Origin of the sequence: Formosa sp. A9 (assembly GCF_051200825.1) — a bacterium.
Classification (GTDB): Bacteria; Bacteroidota; Bacteroidia; order Flavobacteriales; family Flavobacteriaceae; genus Formosa.
Window position 1 is genome coordinate 3,611,830 of record NZ_CP195158.1, and the last position, 20,338, is coordinate 3,632,167.

A 20,338-nucleotide genomic window follows, 5' to 3' on the forward strand; every position below is an offset into this window, starting at 1 on the left:
CATTAAACATTTATAATCTACTACATTTGCCCAAAATTTAAAACCCATAAAGCTATGGATTTAAACGCGAAAGAAATTTTTACCGCCTTCATGATTTTATTTGCCGTAATAGATATTGTTGGCAACATACCTATTGTAATAGATTTACGCAAAAAAGTAGGTCATATTCAGAGCGAAAAAGCCTCTATAATTGCTGGTGTAATTATGATTATTTTTCTGTTTTTAGGAAAAAATATTCTGTCACTTATTGGCATTGGGGTAAATAGTTTTGCGGTAGCAGGTTCGTTTATTTTATTCTTTATAGCCCTAGAAATGATTTTAGGAATAACCCTTTATAAAGAAGATGAAAATAGCGCGATGACGGCTTCTGTATTTCCGTTAGCCTTCCCTTTAATTGCCGGACCTGGAAGTTTAACCACCTTACTATCGTTACGCGCAGAGTTTAAGATAGAAAACATTATTGTTGCCGTAATAGTAAACGTAATAATTATTTATATTGTTTTAAAAACTTCGGCAACCATAGAGCGTTTAATAGGTCAAAACGGAATTAATATTATTCGGAAAGTTTTTGGAGTGATTTTACTTGCGATAGCTGTAAAATTATTTGCACATAATATTAAAGCCTTATTTATTTAATTATGAAAATACTTACAATAATACTTGCTGTAATTGCTCTTGGGCTTATAGCATTTAACACCACGCAAATAGATTTTAACGATCCTTTTGGCAACGATAGCATTGTAGCCTTAATAACCATAATGGCCTTACTTTGCGCCGTTGTGTTACTACTTATTTTAAACACCTCTAAACGCATAGAGGAACGCTACAAAAACAAAAAGTAACTCATCTATTGATGATTTACTTTTGGCTATTAAGTTTAATAACCTCGTTTACCATATCGTCGGTTGAATTGATAACTTCTGTAAAGGCACCTTTACCAAATAACTGGTCGGCAATGGTAGCTTTTAAGTATTGTTTCACTTCTTCGTGATAAGCCACAAAAGTAATCGTAGATTGTGTTCTAATATTTAGGTAGTCCTGAAACTTAATCACCAAGTCGTCGCTTACTTTAAAATCATTTATAAAATCTTGTCGACTATAATTATCGTACAAGTGGCGATCTTGCTCTAGCTCTTCAAAAATAAAATAACTTATAAAGCCACGATGTTCTAAAAACAACAACGTTTCGTTTTGCATATTTGTATCTAATGGCACAAAAACATCTGGAATTATACCCCCGCCACCATAAACAATTTTTCCTTTAGGAGTTGTAAATTTTAAAGAATCAGACACTTTTATTTTTTCGGGATCTATCAACTCACCACTATCTAATCTTTCAAAATACTCGTCGTAATAATCTTTATTCCCGTTGGAATATGGCCTTTGTATAGATCGGCCTGTAGGCGTATAATAACGCGACACGGTTAAGCGTACCGCACTGCCGTCTCCCAACTCCATTTCGCGCTGCACCAAACCTTTACCATAAGAACGCCTACCCACTATAGTCCCTTTATCGTTATCCTGAAGCGCGCCAGCCACTATCTCGCTAGCCGAAGCCGAGTTTTCGTTAATTAACACGTACACCTCGCCAGTTTCGAAATCGCCTGCCTCTGTTGCATAACTCTTTTCTATGGCACCACTTTTATTTTTTGTAAACAGAATCAGTTTATCATCTTCTAAAAACTCATCGACTATAGCTTCGGCAACAGCCAAAAACCCACCCGGATTATCTCTTAAATCCAATGCAATTTCTTTAGCCCCAGCTTGCTTTAATTTAGTGAGCGCCGATTTAAATTCATTAAAAGTACTTTCTGCAAAGCGATTGATTTTTATATAACCTAAGGTCTCAGTTAGCATATAACCAGCATCGACACTTTTTATGGGAATAATATCTCGAGTAACTTTAAAATCTAATATCTCGCCGGTATCTTTTCTGAAAACTTTCAAATCTACATCGGTATTTATATTCCCTTTTAAACGGTTTACGATGTCGACATTATTAATGTGTTTTCCAAACAGCGAATCGCCATTCGCGTAAATAATACGATCGCCACCTAAAATGCCAGCTTTATCGCTAGGGCCGCCCTCAACTGCACGAATAACCGTTACGGTGTCTTTATACGTATAAAAATGAACCCCAATCCCAACAAAGTCACCTTTCATATTTTCCGAAACGCGCTCCATATCTTCTCTTGGAATATATACCGAATGTGGGTCTAAATTTTCTAAAATACCGTTTACTGTTACATCTACAATACTATCGGTATTTACATTATCTACATACTCGTAATCTATATAATCTATAAGCCGATTTAACTTATCTTTATTGCTATTTGCAGTAAATAATCTATTAGACTGGTCGGCGAAATTTAATTTACCTCCAATATAAATTCCTGCCGCAACTGCAGCACCAATTATTAGTGGTAAATATTTTTTCTTAAGAGCCATTACGCGGTTAAATCTTCAATATATTCTATTTCTATACCTGCTTTTTTTAGAAAGAGCAATCCTGAATTATCTTTATATTCTTGACAATACACGACACGCACTATACCTGCCTGATGGATAAGTTTACTACACTCCTTGCAAGGAGATAAAGTAATATACAAAGTAGCTCCCTTACAAGATTGTGTAGAGGCCGCAACCTTTAATATAGCATTCGCTTCGGCGTGCAGCACATACCATTTGGTATACCCTTCTTCGTCTTCGCAAAAATTTTCGAATCCAGTTGGCGTACCGTTATATCCATCAGAAATAATCATTCTATCCTTTACAATTAATGCCCCAACTTGCTTGCGCTCACAAAAGGATAGTTTTCCCCATTCTTTGGCAATTCGTAAATAGGCTTTATCGTACTTAAGCTGTTTCTTTTTGGGCATTAAATTAATGTGGATATTTTAAATGGATACTACTTTTACATACAACACCGCTTTAATTGCGTGTGTAATCTTCTATTACTAAGAACTTAATAACGAAGATAGGTGGTTGTTATTTTAATTACAATGGCAAACCGTTAAATTTTTTACAAAACTTATCGATTTACACTACCAATTCGTTTTCTAAAATCATAGGAATAACCAAACCAATTACTATAGATGACAATACCAATACCCAATCGCGTTTTGAAAAACGAAAAACCGTTTGCATAACATAACTGAAAAACAGCACCACAAAAACGATAATTACCTGTGCAATCTCTATACCTAAGGCAAACTCGATAAGCGGCAATAGTTTATTACTAGAATTACCCACTAACAAATGAAACTCGCGCGCAAAACCTAAACCATGAATTATACCAAAAAACAATGCCGATAGCAATAAAACACCAACACCCTTTTGCTGCGTTTTACCTGCAGTAAATACATTAAAAACAGCCATAATTAAAATGGTAATCGGAATTAACAACTCAACCAAAGCCCCATTAATTTTTACAATATCGTAAGCTGCTAAAACTAAAGACAAGGTATGCCCTAAAGTAAATAACGACACTAAAACCAAAACACGCTTCCAGTCTTTAAAAACGTATGGTACGGTTAACACCATTAAAAACAAAATATGGTCGTAACCATTAATATCTAACACATGGTTTACACCATATTGAACATAAAATAAAAAATCGTCTAGCATAATTAGGGAATCTTGGAAGTTTATAAATTGAGTTTTAAATATTATACACCATTTCACTCAACGCACAAATTTAATATTTAATACGATATTTGTATTTATAAAACATGAGAATAAAGTCTTAACAATAATTGTAACAAAAAATGACTACAACCAAAAAACACGACGACCGAATTGCTAAATTAACTTTTGCTTCTGTGTACCCGCATTATGTTGCAAAAGTTGAAAAGAAAGGGCGCACCGTTGAAGAACTCCACGAAGTTATTACCTGGTTAACCGGATTTAACAACGAAGACCTGCAACAATTAATTTTGGAAAAAGCGACTTTCGAAACGTTTTTCAGCAAAGCCACCCTTAACCCTAATGCGCATTTAATAACCGGCAGTATTTGCGGCTACCGTATAGAAGACATAACAACACCATTAACAAAGCAAGCAAGATACCTAGACAAATTAGTAGATGAATTAGCTAAAGGTCGTAAAATGGAAAAAATTTTACGCTAAACTAAATCAGATTACATATCAAAAAAAAAAAAATCGCATTAACCTAAAGTTTAGATTAATGCGATTTTTTCGATGTTTATATTTTATTGTTTTCTAATCCAATATTGCGTTCGTCCCAAAATAGACACACCTAAAAAACCTCTCACTTTAAGCTTATTATCGTCTACCAATTTTAAGTAACAACTGTACACATCGCCCGATTCCGGATCTAGAATAGTACCTTCGTTATACTCGTCATCATCCTTTTTAAGATCTTCAATAATGACCAACCCTATTATAGGTTTATCTTTTTTAGCACCTTCGCACTTTTCGCAACGCGAATTAGGGTCGCCAACATATTTATCGATTATTTTAGCATAATACAAACCATTAGATTCGTAAATGTCTACAAGTGCTTTTTTTTCTTTGGTTTTATCGTCGAAAGTTTCCCACTTACCAACAATACCTTGTGCGTTTACAACTGCGGTAAACGTCATTAATAAAAATAATACAAAATGTTTCATTAGCTTCCTGTTTGTTTTAATATTATATCTTCAGCTACTACACCTCTTTAGACCGTTTTAATTTATTTTATAAGCTAAGCAGCCGAAGGCAAATTACAATATTTTTTCACAACTCACTCCTTCATTAAAAGCAATCAAACAAAAAAGCCTGAAAATCGAAAGATTAACAGGCTTTACACAAACTCAAGGCTTGTACTTTTTTTACTAAAATTCAAAACCATCTCAAAACATTAGCCAACGTTATACATTCATAACTTAAACTAGATATGATTTCCTAAAACTTAAACATTATGCACTGAAAAATTGTAGATGATTAGACAATGAAGACAAATCAGTTTCTATTCGGAAAATTTAGCAATCTATTAAATGAAGGATTATATTAGCTGCCATTAAAAAAAAATAGTATTACTTACATTCACATTTATAAAAAATGTATAAAAAGAATTTATTAAACATTAAGGCATATTCAGCACTAATAATAGTTTTATTTAGTCTACTAAGTTGTAAATCTCATAAAGAAATTAAAAAACTATCGTCACAAATAGATTGCAAAAAAACAATATATTTTATTTGGGACGATGAAAGCAATGCACTCCAGAGTCAAACAACAGGAAACTATAAATTAGGTTATACATTTAGAAATATTGATATTAATCTTAAAGAGCTTTTTATAGAATCAGTAGAAAAATTAAATGAAGATTATAAAGGAACCTATATTTATGGTAAGTATAATGGTTTTCCTCCAGATTCGATTATTCAAGTGCGTGTGAAGTTAGAAAAGCTAGTTTGGCATCTTAATTATTATAAATCTAAAAGAGACTTACAACTCGTGTATTCTACATCCAATGAAGATTTTCAATTTATCGGTAATAGTAAACGAAAAAAACAAAAAGCTTATTTAGAATCGTTTGAGCATGCTAATCTAAAATTTATACTAGCAACTTGTAATAATTGATTCGTTGTAAATGTTACTGATTTAATTAAAAAAGCCTGTAATTCAAAGAACCACAGGCTTTACACGTACTCAAGGTGGGAATCGAACCCACACTTCCGAAGAAACTGGATTTTGAATCCAGCGCGTCTACCAATTCCGCCACTTGAGCAAACGAATTCGTAATGGGACTGCAAAAATAATTTAATTTTATGTAAACTTCCTAAAAATTCAGCAACAATATTCTTTTCAAGTTAAAATAAATCCCTAAATTTGCACCCAATTTAAAAACCAGTAGTGTTTCTCACTTAAAAACAACAAGTTACCATGCGTAATGTTTATACAGAAGCTAAAATTTTTACCTGTGAAGCCAGTAGGGATTTAGCCGAAAAAATTGCTGCAGCCTACGGGACCCACTTAGGAAACGTAATTACCTCGACGTACAGCGACGGAGAATTCCAACCCTCGTACGAAGAATCTATTAGAGGCACGCGCATTTTTATTATTGGCTCTACACATCCTGGACCAGAAAATTTAATGGAAATGTTGTTAATGATTGATGCTGCCAAACGCGCATCTGCAAGACACATTACTGCGGTTTTACCTTATTTTGGTTGGGCAAGACAAGACCGTAAAGACAAACCAAGAGTACCTATTGCTGCTAAATTAGTAGCGAAAATGTTAGAAACTGCAGGTGCTACTCGTATTATCACTATGGACCTTCATGCCGATCAAATTCAAGGTTTTTTCGAAAAACCTGTCGATCACCTTTTTGCTTCAACCATCTTTTTACCATACCTAAAGTCGCTTAACCTAGACAACCTAACCATTGCATCGCCAGATATGGGAGGTTCTAAAAGAGCTTATGCCTATTCTAAAGCTTTAGAAAGCGATGTGGTAATTTGTTATAAACAACGTGCTAAAGCCAATGTTATTTCTTACATGGAACTTATTGGCGATGTAACCGATAAAAATGTGGTGTTAGTAGACGATATGGTAGATACTGCAGGTACACTAACCAAAGCAGCAGACCTAATGATGGAACGTGGTGCTAAAAGCGTTAGAGCCATTTGTACACACGCCATTTTATCGGGTAATGCTTACGAAAAACTAGAAAATTCTAAACTAGAAGAATTAATAGTAACAGACTCTATACCGCTAAGGCAACAAAGCAATAAAGTAAGAGTACTTACCTGTGCCGATTTGTTTGCTGGTGTTATGCAAAACGTACACTACAACAAATCTATCAGTTCTAAATTTTTAATGTAATTTAATACTTAATATAAATAAACATGAAATCAATTACAATCAACGGATCTCAAAGAGAAAGCGTGGGCAAAAAAGTAACAAAAGCCTTACGTAATGCTGGTCAGGTTCCTTGCGTATTATACGGAGGAGATAAGCCAGTACATTTCTCTGCAGATGAATTAGCTTTCTCAAAATTAGTATACACGCCTAATGCGCATACTGTTGTGATTGCTTTAGAAGGTGGCGAAACTTACAATGCTGTTATGCAAGACATTCAGTTTCACCCAGTAACAGACAAAATCTTACACATCGATTTTTATCAGTTATTCGACGACAAAGAAATTTCTATGGATATTCCTGTAGCTTTTGTTGGTAACTCTCGTGGTGTAAGAAACGGTGGTGTATTACGTAAAAACAAACGTAGCTTAAGAGTAAAAGCATTACCAGCTAACTTACCAGATTTAATCGAAGCAGATATTACTCCGCTTAAAATTGGTGGTAAATTATACATCACATCGTTAGAAAACGATGCTTACAAGTTCATGCACCCAGACAACACTGTGGTATGTCAAGTAAGACGTTCTAGAGCATCTATGAACGTAGAAGACGAAGAAGATGAAGATGAAACTGCAGAAGCAGAAGCAACTGCACAAGAATAATCTAAACGTATTCTAAAATAATAAAAAGCATGCTGTTCATTCAGGATGCTTTTTTTATTTTAACCTAAAATACGCAGCTCATGTTCAACTTTCTTTTTAAGCACAAAAAAAGCATTACGAACACTTCAGAAACACAACCCATGAAAAAATTTTTAATAGTTGGCTTAGGAAATATTGGCGAAAAGTACGAAAACACCAGACATAATATCGGTTTTAAAATTTTAGACCAATTAGCCAAACAAGAAAATTTAACCTTCGAAACCGAAAAACTAGGCGATATAACTACTTACAAATTTAAAGGACGCACCTTTATTTTACTAAAGCCAAATACGTACATGAATTTAAGCGGGAAAGCAGTACAATACTGGCTAACTAAAGAAAAAATACCTTTAGAACACTTACTTGTTATTACAGACGACCTTAATTTACCTTTTGGCAGCATACGCTTAAAAACCAAAGGCAGCGACGGTGGGCATAATGGCCTTAAAGACATTCAAGATAAATTACAAACAACAGCATACAACAGGTTCAGGTTTGGCATTAGCAACAGCTTTAGCAAAGGCAAACAAATAGACTATGTTTTAGGGGAATGGTCTACCGAAGAAAACTTGATTATGGAAGAACGCTTAAACCAATCTGTAGCCCTTATTAAATCGTTTGGGACCGCAGGTGTAAGCCGCACCATGAATGCCTTTAATGGCAAATAACACAATTCTTCTTGGAATAAAATAGTTCTACTTAACATCTGGAATATATTTATTTTAATTTTTATGCATCGAAATAAATAATTGATAAAAAACAAGTAAAAAAATTACATTAACATTTTATTTGTCAAAAAAATAAGCTGCACCCGCCTTATTATCGCTTAAATCCAATATATTTGCCGCCATTATCCCCTAATACACAATTATAAATGAAATTTTTTACTATTAAATTTTTCGCATTATACGCACTATTTTCTGTAGGCGTAAATGCGCAAAATCAGAATTTATCTCCTGCAGAAGGAGAACAATGTGGCTTCGTAGATGCTGAAAACAGATTACGTTCCAACAATCCAAAACGTTTAAACGACGCGCAATTCGAAAACTGGCTAGCTCCTAAAATTAAAGAGTTTAGAGCAAAAAAAGCAATGGGCCGTGTTGAAGACAACATCATTCAAATTCCTGTAGTTGTACACGTTATTCACGATGGTGATGCCTACGGTGTAGACGAAAACATTACAGACAGCCAAGTACAGTCGCAACTAACTGTAATGACTGAAGATTTTAGACGTATGATGGGCACTCCAGGTTATAACGATAGCGCTGTTGGAGCAGATGTAGGTATAGAATTTGTATTAGCAAAGCAAACACCAGACGGCTGTCCTACTAATGGTATTAACCGTGTTAACATGGGTAAAGAAAGCTGGAGCGAAGCAGACATCGACGCTGTTGTAAAACCAAGCACTATTTGGGATCCAGAACAGTATATGAACATGTGGTCTATCATTTTTACAAGAACAGACTTATTAGGCTATGCACAATTCCCTTCTGACTCTGGTTTAGGTGGTTTAAATAACGATATGGGCCCTGCAAGTTCTGATGGTGTAGTTTGTAGATTCAACTCTTTTGGTAGCGTTGATTACGACGACGGAACTTTTCACTTAACTGCACCTTACAACCACGGTAGAACTATGACTCACGAAGTAGGTCACTATTTAGGTTTACGCCACATTTGGGGCGACGGCGGTTGTTCTGTAGACGATTATGTTACAGATACACCTTTAGCATCGCAACCAAACAGAGGATGCCCTGTTATAGATACTTGTACAGAAGAAGGCGAAACAGAACCGCTTTACGACATGGTACAGAACTATATGGACTACACTAACGACGAGTGTATGAACATTTTTACTGAAGGCCAAAAAGAACGTATTTTAACCGTTCTAGAGAACTCTCCTAGACGTTCTGGTCTTGCAACATCTAACAAAGATGAAGAGCCTACACCTGTAGATAACGACCCTAGCATTGCTTTATCTAGCATCGATATTCCATCATGTGGTACAGAGGTTATTGCTACTGTAGACATCACAAACTTCGGAACTACGCCATTAAACTCTTTAGTGATTACTTCTGAAGTTGACAACGGGACTTCATCAGATTATAATTGGACTGGCACTATAGCTCCAGGGGCTTCGCAACTAATAGACTTACCAGGAGTTAATGTACTTGGTGGTGAATTCACCTATACGGTTTCTGTTTCTCAACCTAACGGAAAAGAAGATAACAGATCATGTAATAACGAAATATCTCAAGATTTTAAAATGACGAGTGCTTACGCTTCTACATCGGTAATTAATTTAGAATTAAAAACCGACAAAGAAGGTAGTGAAACTTCTTGGGAATTCTTAGATGGTAACGGAGACGTTATAGAACGTGGTGGTGGAAACTACTGGGGTAACTTTACTGTTAAAAAATCTTTCGAAGTAGATCTTGACCAATGTTACACTTTTGTAATTTACGATTCTGGTGCTAATGGTCTTTGTTGTACAAACGGAGAAGGTTATTACACCCTAACTGCAGACGATGGTACTGTTATTTTCTCTGGAGCTGAATTTGCTTTAGAAGAACGTGTAAACATCTCTACCAGAACATTAAGTGTAGACAATAAAGAATTTGCTAACGGTATAAGCCTATACCCTAACCCTACAAGAAGCAACTTAAACCTTAAGGTAAGCAATTCTAGCGAGTTGCCAACACAGTTTGCGATTTACAACATGTTGGGTCAATTAGTAAAACAAAAGCAAATCCACTCGACTGCCGATTTAAACATTGGTACATCGGAATTAAAAAATGGTATGTATTTTATAAAAGTTTCTAAAGGAGCTAACACAGTATCTTTACCATTCATTAAGGAATAACAAGTCCTTTTAGATATAATAAAAGCCAGATTGAGTCTTCCTCAATCTGGCTTTTTTGTTTAAGATAGCTTCACTGGTTTATAGTTTCGAAAACAATTATACATCGTTTAAAAACTACTTTCTAACCTGTCTCTTTGTAAAAGATCCATGTTAGAGTCGAACATTTTAATTCATAAGATATGTTATTCTACCTGTTTTGAAACTTTCAGTCTATTTTATAGCAATTAATCGGCCAAGAAGGATCCCTAAACTTAAGTTTACGACTAATTAACCTGTATATCCATCATATAAATCGAGCGTACATTTAAGCATAAAAAGAGGCTGCCTAAAAAGTTAATTTTTCGTCAATCTGAATTTATTTCAGATTCTCATAATTGTTGATTTTCAATACAATGAGATTCTGTGTCGAGCACAGAATGACGAACTTTTAAACTTTTTAGACAGCCTCTTTAATCTATTTAAAGATATAATATCTACTCTACGATTATCTTTTTAATAGCACTGCGTTTACCATCTTTAACTTCTAACAAATACATACCAGAAACTACATTTTTAAGTGCAATAGTTTCAGAAAAAGTATGCACATTGTTATACGATTGACTAAACACACGTCTTCCGCTTAAATCGTAAACATTTAAATGAAGTGCATTACCAGAATCTGCCGTTAAAGCAACATTAAACGTTCCTGCATTTGGGTTTGGCCATACTTTAAAATCATTAAAGCTAACCTCGCTTACACCTAAAGTTGGCAACACATGAATCGTGTAATCTTCTACCTCACCATCGTAACCTTTTTCGCATGAACCAGCTTTTGCTTTGTATTTGGTACTCACACGCATAATAATCTTATCGGTTAAAGCAGCATCCTCAGGAACTGTAATAGAAAGTCCTGAATTTAAGGTTGGACCATCAGATACGTTTACAGCCGTACCTAAATCGTAGGCTTCATTTTCATCAAACATACAGTTATAATTCCAATCAATCCAAACGGTAGTATAAGTGGTATAATTTCCTGCCGTATTTACCTGTACCGTCAGTTCATAACTTTGTCCACGATTTACATTAGTAGAAATATTAGTAAAATCGCTAAATGCCGTTTTACCAGATACTTGGTCTATAGAACCAAACACCACTCGAGTCGTAGACGTCTTGTAATCGAAAGCAGTAGAACCTGTCGACTCGCAGTTAGAACAAAATTTACTGGTAAAGCTATAGGCTGATGAGAATTCTGATTCTGTACAAGGATTAATAGCCTTAACGCGCCAATAATACAAAGTTACTGGTGACAAATTGTATACATTAATATTTGTTGATTGGGTTCTAAAAGATCTAAGATCTGTACTAAAATCTGAAACAGTTGATACCTCTATATGATATAACTCAGCGAAATCTGATGCTTCCCATGTTAAACTAGCATTTAAAGCTACTTCTGTTGCTGCGTTTGCAGGAGTTAACAAAGCTGGCGCACTTAAATTAGAAGATTTTATAGTGAAATCTACATCTATAGTTTTAGTTAACGAGGCCGATGTTCCTGTAACTGTAATTGTATGCGTTCCTACAGGTGCTTTGGTAAACTGCGCTAATGTAAGAGCGATAGCACCATCAGTAGCTAAGGTTTCTGGAGCAAATGCAGCAGTAACGCCTTCTGGAAGGTTTGAAACCGAAAACGTCGTATTTTCATTAAATTCGTTTACAATAGTGTAATCCAAATCGATAGTCAAAGACTCCGATTCCTGACAAGTTACATAATCATTATCCGCATTAGTTTCCTCTAATAAGAACATAGGCTCCGATTTTTCAATAACGAAATCGGCATTAGAAATATCGTAAAAAATATTATCGGCTGCTTCCACCATAATACGACATTGTGTACCTGTTACATCTGGAATTAAAACAGAGGCTTCTCCATTATTTTCAACATTTGACGCTAAGGTAATCGGGTAAGTATAACCACCATCTGTAGACAATTTAATATTAACTGTTTTACAATCTATTGGCGCTTTGTTAGTTTCACCTACATTCCATTTTACTTTATAGTTGGTGTTAACATACCATGTTGTTGCTGCGTTAGGATTAGCCACGGTAAACGGTGTGCCATCTACAACGGTTACAGTCATTACATCGGCATGTGTTTGCCCGATACCTACAGGAAATCCACTACCGTTATCGCGAACTGTAAATGCAAAATTTAAAGTTCTGGCCACTGCTGGTGTCACTTCCCAAGTAGGTGTTAAGTTACCCGCTACTACATCGCTTAAACTAGGCATGTAACGGCTTGGAGAATCGGTTGGCAAATGCGATCTGTACAACGGACCAACCGCCCAGTTAGATTGCGGAGCTCCAGCTGCAGGTGCAGTTTCCGGATCGTTTTGAGACCAGTTATATGTTAATGTCTCAGTACCATCAGCATCGGTAGCAGTTCCTGTTAACACATACGGAGTAGATACTGGAATGCTATAATCTTTACCAGCATTGGCTACAGGAGGTACATTATCTAATGGCGTTTGCGCCCCACAAGAACTATTTCCTTGCGGCTGAATATTATTATTAATATCTCTAATATTTACATAATTAAAATGAGCATCGGTATTGGCCTGCACATTATTATCGCCACAAATACCTGCATACCCCATAATAGAGCTTCCAGAAGCAGGCTCTACTTCGGTTGCACCATTACCAGATCTAGAACACGTGTTCATGGTATGGTATCCTCCAAACTGATGCCCCATTTCGTGGGCTACATAATCGATATCGAAAGCATCGCCCACAGGGTTTGGCGTTCCTGTAAATCCACGTCCTTTAGAAAAACTTCCTGTAAAAGGTTCTACAGCATCAACACACACACAACTTAAACATCCTGCGCTTCCTCCTCCGCTGGTATTAAAATTGTGTCCGATGTCGTAAAGCGATTCATCTCCTAAAGTTGTAGAAATAACCTGTTGGGTTTTTGTGTTAAATTCGTTTTCCCAAGGATCTGTATTTACATTGTAATAAATAAGCTCATCGTTACGATCTATAAAGATTAACGTAATCGCTAAATCACGCTCATAAATTTCGTTTACACGATTCATAGTAATCGCCATTTGCGCCTGAATATTGGCTTTTTTCTCTTCGCCTGTTCCAACGCCGGCAAACAATGCACCATATTTTGCATTACAAGACAATGCCAAACGGTAGGTTCTTAAAATTTTATCGGTATTATACGCCGCATCTACGCGGGACACATCGTTTTTTAAACTATATAAATCTACCGACTCGTCTGTTAAACATTCAAAATCCTGCAAATCTCCCTGAATAGAAGCACGCTCGTAAACCATATATTGTTTACCATCGGTTGTAAACGGGTCTATGAACAAAGAGCTACGCTTACCCGATAACGAAAAAACATGCAAGCCAAACGGCGTAACGCTAAATCGCATGGTCGCTGTTTTATCGTCTATACCTACAGCTTTATACGTTTTAATCATAGGAAATTTGGCTGCCAATTTCGATTGCATAATCGGGGCTTCGGTTACCGAAAACTTTTGAAACGTTGCATCTGGCATAGGGAACTCTACTACAGTTCCTGTTTTTACACCTTTAGCCGAAGCTAATGGCGTATTGCGAAGTGTAGCTTTAAAGGCTGGCAAATCTAATTTAAAAATTTGGTAGATTTCGGGATGTGTTTTTCTATTGGTACGTTCCGATTGCAATCCCGTTTCGGAACTTTTTGTCCAATAGTTGTTTTGTGCGTGAATGTTTTGAACAAACAATGTTACCATTGCCACCAAAAACACACGCACGAGCATGTTGTTGTTTTTCATAATTCTATTTAATTTTTCTCTATTTAATATCACTTTTAAGAAATAAAATAGGGTTGTTGCAAAAACTAATGTAATTTTGTAGACAAGCCTTTAATCTCCTAAAAACTAACATTAACGGCAAATTTAGTGTTTTTAAACAAACACTTAACACTTAGTTATAATTAAATGGAAAAAGTCAGAAATTTTAAAAATTTAGACTCAAATATATCAACAGTAGTTACCATTGGCACTTTCGATGGCGTGCACTTAGGGCATCAAAAAATACTTAATCGTTTAGTAAATACAGCAAAAAACACCCAGCTAGAATCTGTTGTTTTAACCTTTTTTCCACACCCCAGAATGGTGTTACAAAACGATGCCAATATCAAGCTTATAAACACCATAGAAGAGCGCCGTATTATTTTAGAGCAGTCTGGAGTAGATTATTTGTATGTTCAGGAATTTACTAAAGATTTTTCAAGATTATCGGCCGAGGATTTTGTAAAAACGCTTTTAGTAGATCAATTACATGCTAAAAAAGTAATTATAGGTTACGACCATCATTTTGGACGAAACCGATCGGCAAACATAAACGACTTAAAAGCTTTTGGTAACACTTATGGTTTTGATGTTGAAGAAATTTCTGCCGAAGATGTTAATGAAGTTGCGGTAAGCTCTACTAAAATCAGAAAAGCTTTAGATCAAGGCGATATCGAAAAAGCAAATACTTATTTAGGATATCCGTTTTGTTTAAACGGAATAGTGGTTAGCGGCAAAAAACTAGGAAAGCAGCTGCAATATCCAACCGCCAATTTACATATTGAAGAAGCCTACAAGCTGATACCTAAACAAGGCGTTTACATTGTAAAATCGGTTATTGAAAACAAAACCGTTTACGGCATGATGAATATTGGCACAAACCCAACCATTACCGATAGCTCGCAACAACATATAGAAATTCATTTTTTCGACTTTAACGATAACCTGTACAACAAGCATTTAAAAATAGACATGCTGCACCGCTTAAGAGACGAAAAAAAATTTGATAGCGTAGACGATTTAAAATATCAATTACAACTAGACGAAAAACAATCGTTAAACTTCATTAAACATTTACATGATTAATTCGTTTCTATTTAAACGTATAGACAATGCTCCTTTAATTGTATTTCGCATTATTTTTGGTGCATTGTGTTTTTTAGAAACCGTAGGCGCTATTTTTACCGGCTGGATAAAACGCACTTTAATAACTCCCGAATTCACCTTTTCGTTTATCGGTCTGGAATGGCTACAACCCTTACCCGGTAACGGCATGTATTTTTACTATGCTTTTATGGGACTTTTAGGACTTTGCATAATGGTTGGCTACAAATACAGATGGAGCACCTTAGCATTTACAGTACTTTGGGCTAGCACTTACTTTATGCAAAAAGCTTCGTACAACAACCACTACTACCTATTAATGTTACTTAGTGGCTTAATGGCTATACAACCTGCCAACACCTATCTGTCTGTAGATGCCAAACAAAACCCTAATATTAAACAGATATCTATGCCGTATTGGTGCAGCTTTGTTTTTATACTACAAATGTTTATTGTGTACACTTACGGTGCCATTGCCAAAATTTACCCCGATTGGCTAAACACTTCGGTGATGGAACTTTTAATGAAAAGCAAAGCTCATTTTATTTTGGTTGGCGACCTGTTACAGCAAAAATGGCTACATTACTTTTTAACTTATGGTGGTATTGCTTTTGATGGATTTATTATACCATTGTTATTGATTAAGCAAACACGAAAATGGGCATTTTTTGCATCCATTTTCTTTCATTTATTCAATTCGTTTATCTTTCATGTAGGCATTTTCCCGTATTTATCTCTTGCTTTTGCATTGTTTTTTTTCGAACCAAAAACCATACGAAACATCTTTTTAAAGCGAAAGCCTTTATATGAAGGCTCCGAAGTAATTATTCCTAAACACCAAAAAATTGGAAGCTTTATATTTGCCTTATATTTCGTTATTCAATTGGTATTACCGTTACGCCATCATGCCATAAAAGATAATGTACTTTGGACCGAAGAAGGCCATAGAATGTCTTGGCGTATGATGCTGCGAACTAAAGGCGGACACGCAACTTACACCATTAAAAACCACACACTAAATACCACCGAAAAAGTAAACTTAAAAACCTATTTGAGTCCTAAACAAATTCGTTTAGCATCCTCTAAACCAGATGTTATTTGGCAATTTTCGCAACGTTTAAAAAACATTTATAAAGCTAAAGGACAAGACATTTCTGTTTACGCCAATATATTTGTAAGCGTAAATGGTAAACCAACAAAACGCTTAATAAATCCCGATGTAGATTTAGCCAACGAACCTTGGCCTTACTTTAAACACAGCGATTGGATTTTACCCTCAAAATAGGTTTATATTTTATTTCTTTCAACCTAAAATCTTTTTACTTTTGCCCTCAATAAAGTTTCAACCTGCGTTAAGGATTGCAGCGGCATCCTTTTTGTGTTTTTCCACAAAAAGATATAGCGGAAAGCCTGATCTTGTTTTTAGTAAAAAACAAGAAACGCCAAAATTATAAACCATGTTACAAGTACCTTTTATACGAGACAACAAAGATTACGTTATCGCCAATTTAACGAAACGAAATTTTGATGCCACTAACGTAATTACCGAAGTTTTAGAACTGGATGAAGCGCGCAGACGTACCCAAACCGAACTGGATAACACCCTTGCAGAATCCAACAGCTTGTCTAAAGAAATAGGAAACTTGTTTAAAAGCGGTGAGGCTAAAAAAGCAACTATTTTAAAAGAAAAAAGTGCAAAACTTAAAACCTTATCGAAAGAATTATCAGACACTTTAAACGCTACAAACGACGCTTTAAACGAGTTGCTGTACAAAATACCTAATGTACCAAACGATAGTGTACCAGCAGGAAATAGCGAAGACGATAACGAAGAAGTATTTAGAAATGGAGACATCCCTACACTATTTAACGACGCATTACCACACTGGGAACTCGCCAAAAAATACGACATTATAGATTTTGAATTAGGTAATAAAATTACAGGAGCTGGTTTTCCCGTTTACAAAGGTAAAGGCGCACGATTACAACGCGCTTTAATCGCTTATTTTTTAGATAAAAATACGGCTGCTGGTTATACCGAATATCAATTACCACTAATGGTAAACGAAGCCTCTGGCTTTGGCACAGGCCAATTACCAGACAAAGAGGGACAAATGTACCATGTTACTGCCGATAATTTATATTTAATTCCGACAGCAGAAGTGCCTGGCACCAACATTTTTAGAGATGTTGTACTAAACGAAACCGACCTGCCTATAGGCATTACAGGATATACCCCTTGTTTTAGACGTGAGGCTGGAAGCTACGGCGCACATGTACGAGGTCTTAACCGCTTACACCAATTTGATAAGGTTGAAATATTACGTGTAGAACACCCTAACAACTCTTACCAGGCTTTAGATGCTATGGTAGAGCATGTAAAATCGATACTGGACGACCTTAAATTGCCGTATCGCATTTTACGTTTATGTGGTGGCGACTTAGGGTTCACTTCGGCCTTAACGTTCGATTTCGAAGTCTTCTCGACAGCACAAGACCGTTGGTTGGAAATTTCTTCTGTGTCTAATTTTGAAACCTTTCAGGCAAATCGATTAAAATTACGTTTTAAAAATAGTGAAGGCAAAAACGAATTGGCCCACACCTTAAATGGTAGTGCCTTAGCCCTACCTCGTGTTTTAGCAGGTATTTTAGAAAATTACCAAACCGAAAATGGCATAAAAATCCCTGAAGTTTTAGTGCCATACACAGGATTTTCTGTAATTGACTAACGCGCGGCAAAGTACAGGTTTACTTACATAATTTTACGGTAAAGCCATAATTAAACCGACCAAATGCTAAAAATTTGCGTCGTTTAACGAATAAGCCCTCGTGAATTTTGAATTTTAAATAATTCTTTCGTATTTCGTAAGACCAAATGTAATAACCTACGATTATGAAGAATGTTATAAGACTCATACTGATGGTAGCGCTTATTATTTTAGCGAGTAAAGTTTTAACATCAGATTTCGAATTCATGACAACGCATACAGGCTCCAAAAACATTGTAGCCTATCCGTAAAATATATACAGATAAACCCAATCGAGTAATTGAATCATACTTAAATTGACAGTAGATTAATAGCACTTTTATTTTGGTTGGTAGGAATGCCTGATTTTTCAGGCATTTTTTATACCCTAAATTGTCTTTACTTCGCTATCTTTACAAGAAAACACTTCCTGTTTTGGAAGGCTAAAAAACTAGTTGCAATAGCAGTAAAAACTCATTTCTTAGCAACTAAACTCTTCAATAATTACACGTAAACTATGAGATTTTTAATCGTAATATATGGCTTCCTTTTTTGTTCGGGCATGTTTGCTCAAGAAGACATTATTGCTAAAGAATATTTTAAAAATGGTGAATTTGAAAAAGCACTACTCGCTTATCAAAAACTACATAGCAAGAATCCGTTAAACATTAATAATACCTTAGCGTTGGTAGAAACCTACCAACAGCTAAAACAATATCCGGAAGCGCAAACGCTATTAGAGCAAACCCTTACACAAACCAATTACCCAGCTTTTTATGTAGAACTGGGATACAATTTTGAGCTACAAAACAACAATACCAAAGCCGAAGAAAATTATAATATCGCATATACCAGTATAGATGCCAACCCCAATTATGTGTTTTCGGTTGCAAAAAGCTTTCAAACACATTCGCTTTTAGATTGGGCAATTAAATCTTACGAAAAAGCGATGGCCAATAACGACAATTTAAATTTTAACATGCAGTTAGCCCAAATCTATGGCGAACAGGGCGATGTAGAAAAAATGTTTGTAAGCTACACCAACTTTTTAGAAAAAAATCCTACTTATGTCGATGAAATTAAACGGGCATTTAGCGAATTTTTACACGAAAACGGTAGCGACCCGAATAATGTTATGCTACGTAAAATTCTGCTAAAAAAAATACAGCAACAGCCCGATCTACTCTGGAACGATTTATTAAGCTGGTTATTTATCCAACAAAAAGAATTTAATAAAGCCTTTGCACAAGAAAAAGCCATTTATAACCGTCAGCCCGAAAGCTTAGACCGCATTATAGATTTAGCCGAAATAACTGTAAAAGACCATGACCTAGAAATGGCCACAACCATTTACGATTATATTATAGACACAGCTCAAGATACAGATACTAAATTAGAAGCATATTACAATCTGCTTCAACTTAAAACCACTCAGGCTTCCACCAAAGATTATTATGCTATCAAACAAGAATACCGATCACTTTTCGACACTTATGGCCAGCAAACCCAAACCTTACAACTACAAATTGCCTACGCCCACTTTTTAGCCTTTACAGAGCATTCTCCAGACCAAGCCGAACAGGCCTTAAAACACTGCTTAAGCTTATCGCTTAACGAACAACAAACAGCACAGGTAAAACTGGAATTGGCAGACATTCTGGTGCTCCAAGAAAAATTTAACGAAGCGCTTATTTATTACACACAAATACAGCGCAACCTAAAAAACAGTACGATTTCACAAGAAGCGCGTTTTCGCGTTGCCAGAACCAGTTATTTTAAAGGCGATTTTAAATGGGCAGAATCGCAGCTTAACATACTTAAATCATCAACATCGCAACTTATCGCTAATGATGCTCTAGAACTTAAACTATTGATATCCGACAATAAATACGAAGACTCAACCCAAACCGCACTAAAACAATATGCCAAAGCCGATTTATTGGCCTACCAAAATAAAATTCCCGAAGCCATAACCGTTTTAGATTCTGTTTTAAAACATCATAGCCAAGAACCCATTGCAGAACAAGCGCTGTATAAACAAGCCCAACTGTTAGAACTGCAAAAGGATTACACCTTGGCAGAAAACAATTACAACACTCTTTTAACAAGCCACACCAATAGTTTGCTTTTAGACGATGCTTACTTTGCCTTAGCGCAACTCTACAACAACCATTTAGAGCAACCCGAAAAAGCAAAACCTTTATACGAGTATATCATTTTTAATTTCACCGATAGCATCTATTTTGTCGAAGCCCGAAAACAGTACAGAAGTTTACGTGGCGATACGTTAAGCGAATAA

The 20,338-nt window shown here is 35.7% G+C and carries 18 protein-coding genes and 1 tRNA gene; 13 read left to right on the forward strand and 6 right to left on the reverse strand.

Features of this window, described 5'->3' with window-relative positions; genetic code table 11:
• The first annotated feature begins 54 nt into the window (after positions 1–54).
• Together ACR9EA_RS15830 and ACR9EA_RS15835 are read left to right on the forward strand one after the other, a co-directional pair.
• Positions 55–636, forward strand: coding sequence for a MarC family protein (locus tag ACR9EA_RS15830; RefSeq protein WP_435135227.1), 582 nt, complete (start codon positions 55–57; stop codon positions 634–636).
• A 2-nt stretch (positions 637–638) separates the two neighbouring features.
• On the forward strand, positions 639–842 hold the full coding sequence (locus ACR9EA_RS15835; RefSeq protein WP_435135230.1) for a hypothetical protein: 204 nt from the start codon (positions 639–641) through the stop codon (positions 840–842).
• A gap of 16 nt (positions 843–858) precedes the next feature.
• On the opposite strand, the gene ACR9EA_RS15840 is transcribed toward ACR9EA_RS15835, so the two are convergent.
• The 3 genes from ACR9EA_RS15840 to ACR9EA_RS15850 form a co-directional block, all read right to left on the reverse strand.
• Positions 859–2,448 (reverse strand): S41 family peptidase, encoded by a 1,590-nt coding sequence (locus ACR9EA_RS15840; RefSeq protein WP_435135233.1) that lies wholly within the window; start codon positions 2,446–2,448, stop codon positions 859–861.
• Positions 2,448–2,879: a deoxycytidylate deaminase gene (locus ACR9EA_RS15845; protein WP_435135235.1), complete on the reverse strand. Its 432-nt coding sequence runs from the start codon at positions 2,877–2,879 to the stop codon at positions 2,448–2,450. The genes ACR9EA_RS15840 and ACR9EA_RS15845 overlap by 1 nt, the downstream gene beginning before the upstream one ends.
• Before the next feature lie 160 nt (positions 2,880–3,039).
• The gene (locus ACR9EA_RS15850) at positions 3,040–3,627 is read right to left on the reverse strand and encodes a HupE/UreJ family protein (protein ID WP_435135237.1); all 588 of its coding nucleotides are present in this window, start codon (positions 3,625–3,627) and stop codon (positions 3,040–3,042) included.
• A 140-nt stretch (positions 3,628–3,767) separates the two neighbouring features.
• Between ACR9EA_RS15850 and ACR9EA_RS15855 the strand changes: the two genes are divergently transcribed.
• Positions 3,768–4,127 carry a DUF2200 domain-containing protein gene (locus ACR9EA_RS15855; RefSeq protein ID WP_435135239.1) on the forward strand — a complete coding sequence of 120 codons (360 nt, stop codon included), beginning with the start codon at positions 3,768–3,770 and terminating at the stop codon, positions 4,125–4,127.
• A gap of 83 nt (positions 4,128–4,210) precedes the next feature.
• Here ACR9EA_RS15855 and ACR9EA_RS15860 read toward each other — a convergent pair whose 3' ends face one another.
• Positions 4,211–4,630 (reverse strand): DUF2147 domain-containing protein, encoded by a 420-nt coding sequence (locus ACR9EA_RS15860; RefSeq protein ID WP_435135242.1) that lies wholly within the window; start codon positions 4,628–4,630, stop codon positions 4,211–4,213.
• A gap of 430 nt (positions 4,631–5,060) precedes the next feature.
• Here ACR9EA_RS15860 and ACR9EA_RS15865 point away from each other — a divergent pair, with 430 nt between their 5' ends.
• Positions 5,061–5,585, forward strand: coding sequence for a hypothetical protein (locus ACR9EA_RS15865; RefSeq protein WP_435135245.1), 525 nt, complete (start codon positions 5,061–5,063; stop codon positions 5,583–5,585).
• Positions 5,586–5,651: 66 nt separating this feature from the next.
• Here ACR9EA_RS15865 and ACR9EA_RS15870 read toward each other — a convergent pair.
• Positions 5,652–5,733 (reverse strand) — tRNA-Leu (locus ACR9EA_RS15870).
• A gap of 155 nt (positions 5,734–5,888) precedes the next feature.
• On the opposite strand from ACR9EA_RS15870, the gene ACR9EA_RS15875 reads away from it, so the two are divergent.
• The 4 genes from ACR9EA_RS15875 to ACR9EA_RS15890 all read left to right on the forward strand — a co-directional run bounded on the left by ACR9EA_RS15875 (position 5,889) and on the right by ACR9EA_RS15890 (position 10,367).
• Positions 5,889–6,830 carry a ribose-phosphate pyrophosphokinase gene (locus ACR9EA_RS15875; protein WP_435135248.1) on the forward strand — a complete coding sequence of 314 codons (942 nt, stop codon included), beginning with the start codon at positions 5,889–5,891 and terminating at the stop codon, positions 6,828–6,830.
• Positions 6,831–6,853: 23 nt separating this feature from the next.
• Positions 6,854–7,468 (forward strand): 50S ribosomal protein L25/general stress protein Ctc, encoded by a 615-nt coding sequence (locus ACR9EA_RS15880; protein WP_435135250.1) that lies wholly within the window; start codon positions 6,854–6,856, stop codon positions 7,466–7,468.
• A gap of 140 nt (positions 7,469–7,608) precedes the next feature.
• A complete protein-coding gene (gene pth, locus ACR9EA_RS15885) occupies positions 7,609–8,175 on the forward strand; it encodes an aminoacyl-tRNA hydrolase (protein WP_435135253.1) in 567 nt (188 codons plus the stop codon).
• A 206-nt stretch (positions 8,176–8,381) separates the two neighbouring features.
• On the forward strand, positions 8,382–10,367 hold the full coding sequence (locus ACR9EA_RS15890; protein WP_435135256.1) for a T9SS type A sorting domain-containing protein: 1,986 nt from the start codon (positions 8,382–8,384) through the stop codon (positions 10,365–10,367).
• A 473-nt stretch (positions 10,368–10,840) separates the two neighbouring features.
• Here ACR9EA_RS15890 and ACR9EA_RS15895 read toward each other — a convergent pair whose 3' ends face one another.
• Entirely contained in the window at positions 10,841–14,170 is a 3,330-nt protein-coding gene (locus tag ACR9EA_RS15895) for a reprolysin-like metallopeptidase (protein WP_435135258.1), read from the reverse strand.
• A gap of 165 nt (positions 14,171–14,335) precedes the next feature.
• On the opposite strand from ACR9EA_RS15895, the gene ACR9EA_RS15900 reads away from it, so the two are divergent.
• The 5 genes from ACR9EA_RS15900 (at position 14,336) to ACR9EA_RS15920 (ending at position 20,338) form a co-directional block, all read left to right on the forward strand.
• Positions 14,336–15,274, forward strand: coding sequence for a bifunctional riboflavin kinase/FAD synthetase (locus ACR9EA_RS15900; protein ID WP_435135260.1), 939 nt, complete (start codon positions 14,336–14,338; stop codon positions 15,272–15,274).
• Positions 15,267–16,577 carry an HTTM domain-containing protein gene (locus ACR9EA_RS15905; RefSeq protein WP_435135262.1) on the forward strand — a complete coding sequence of 437 codons (1,311 nt, stop codon included), beginning with the start codon at positions 15,267–15,269 and terminating at the stop codon, positions 16,575–16,577. Before ACR9EA_RS15900 ends, ACR9EA_RS15905 begins: the two co-directional genes overlap by 8 nt.
• Before the next feature lie 172 nt (positions 16,578–16,749).
• Positions 16,750–18,021 (forward strand): serine--tRNA ligase, encoded by a 1,272-nt coding sequence (gene serS, locus ACR9EA_RS15910; RefSeq protein ID WP_435135264.1) that lies wholly within the window; start codon positions 16,750–16,752, stop codon positions 18,019–18,021.
• Positions 18,022–18,185: 164 nt separating this feature from the next.
• Positions 18,186–18,311 (forward strand): hypothetical protein, encoded by a 126-nt coding sequence (locus tag ACR9EA_RS15915; protein ID WP_435135266.1) that lies wholly within the window; start codon positions 18,186–18,188, stop codon positions 18,309–18,311.
• Positions 18,312–18,556: 245 nt separating this feature from the next.
• Positions 18,557–20,338: a tetratricopeptide repeat protein gene (locus ACR9EA_RS15920; protein WP_435135268.1), complete on the forward strand. Its 1,782-nt coding sequence runs from the start codon at positions 18,557–18,559 to the stop codon at positions 20,336–20,338.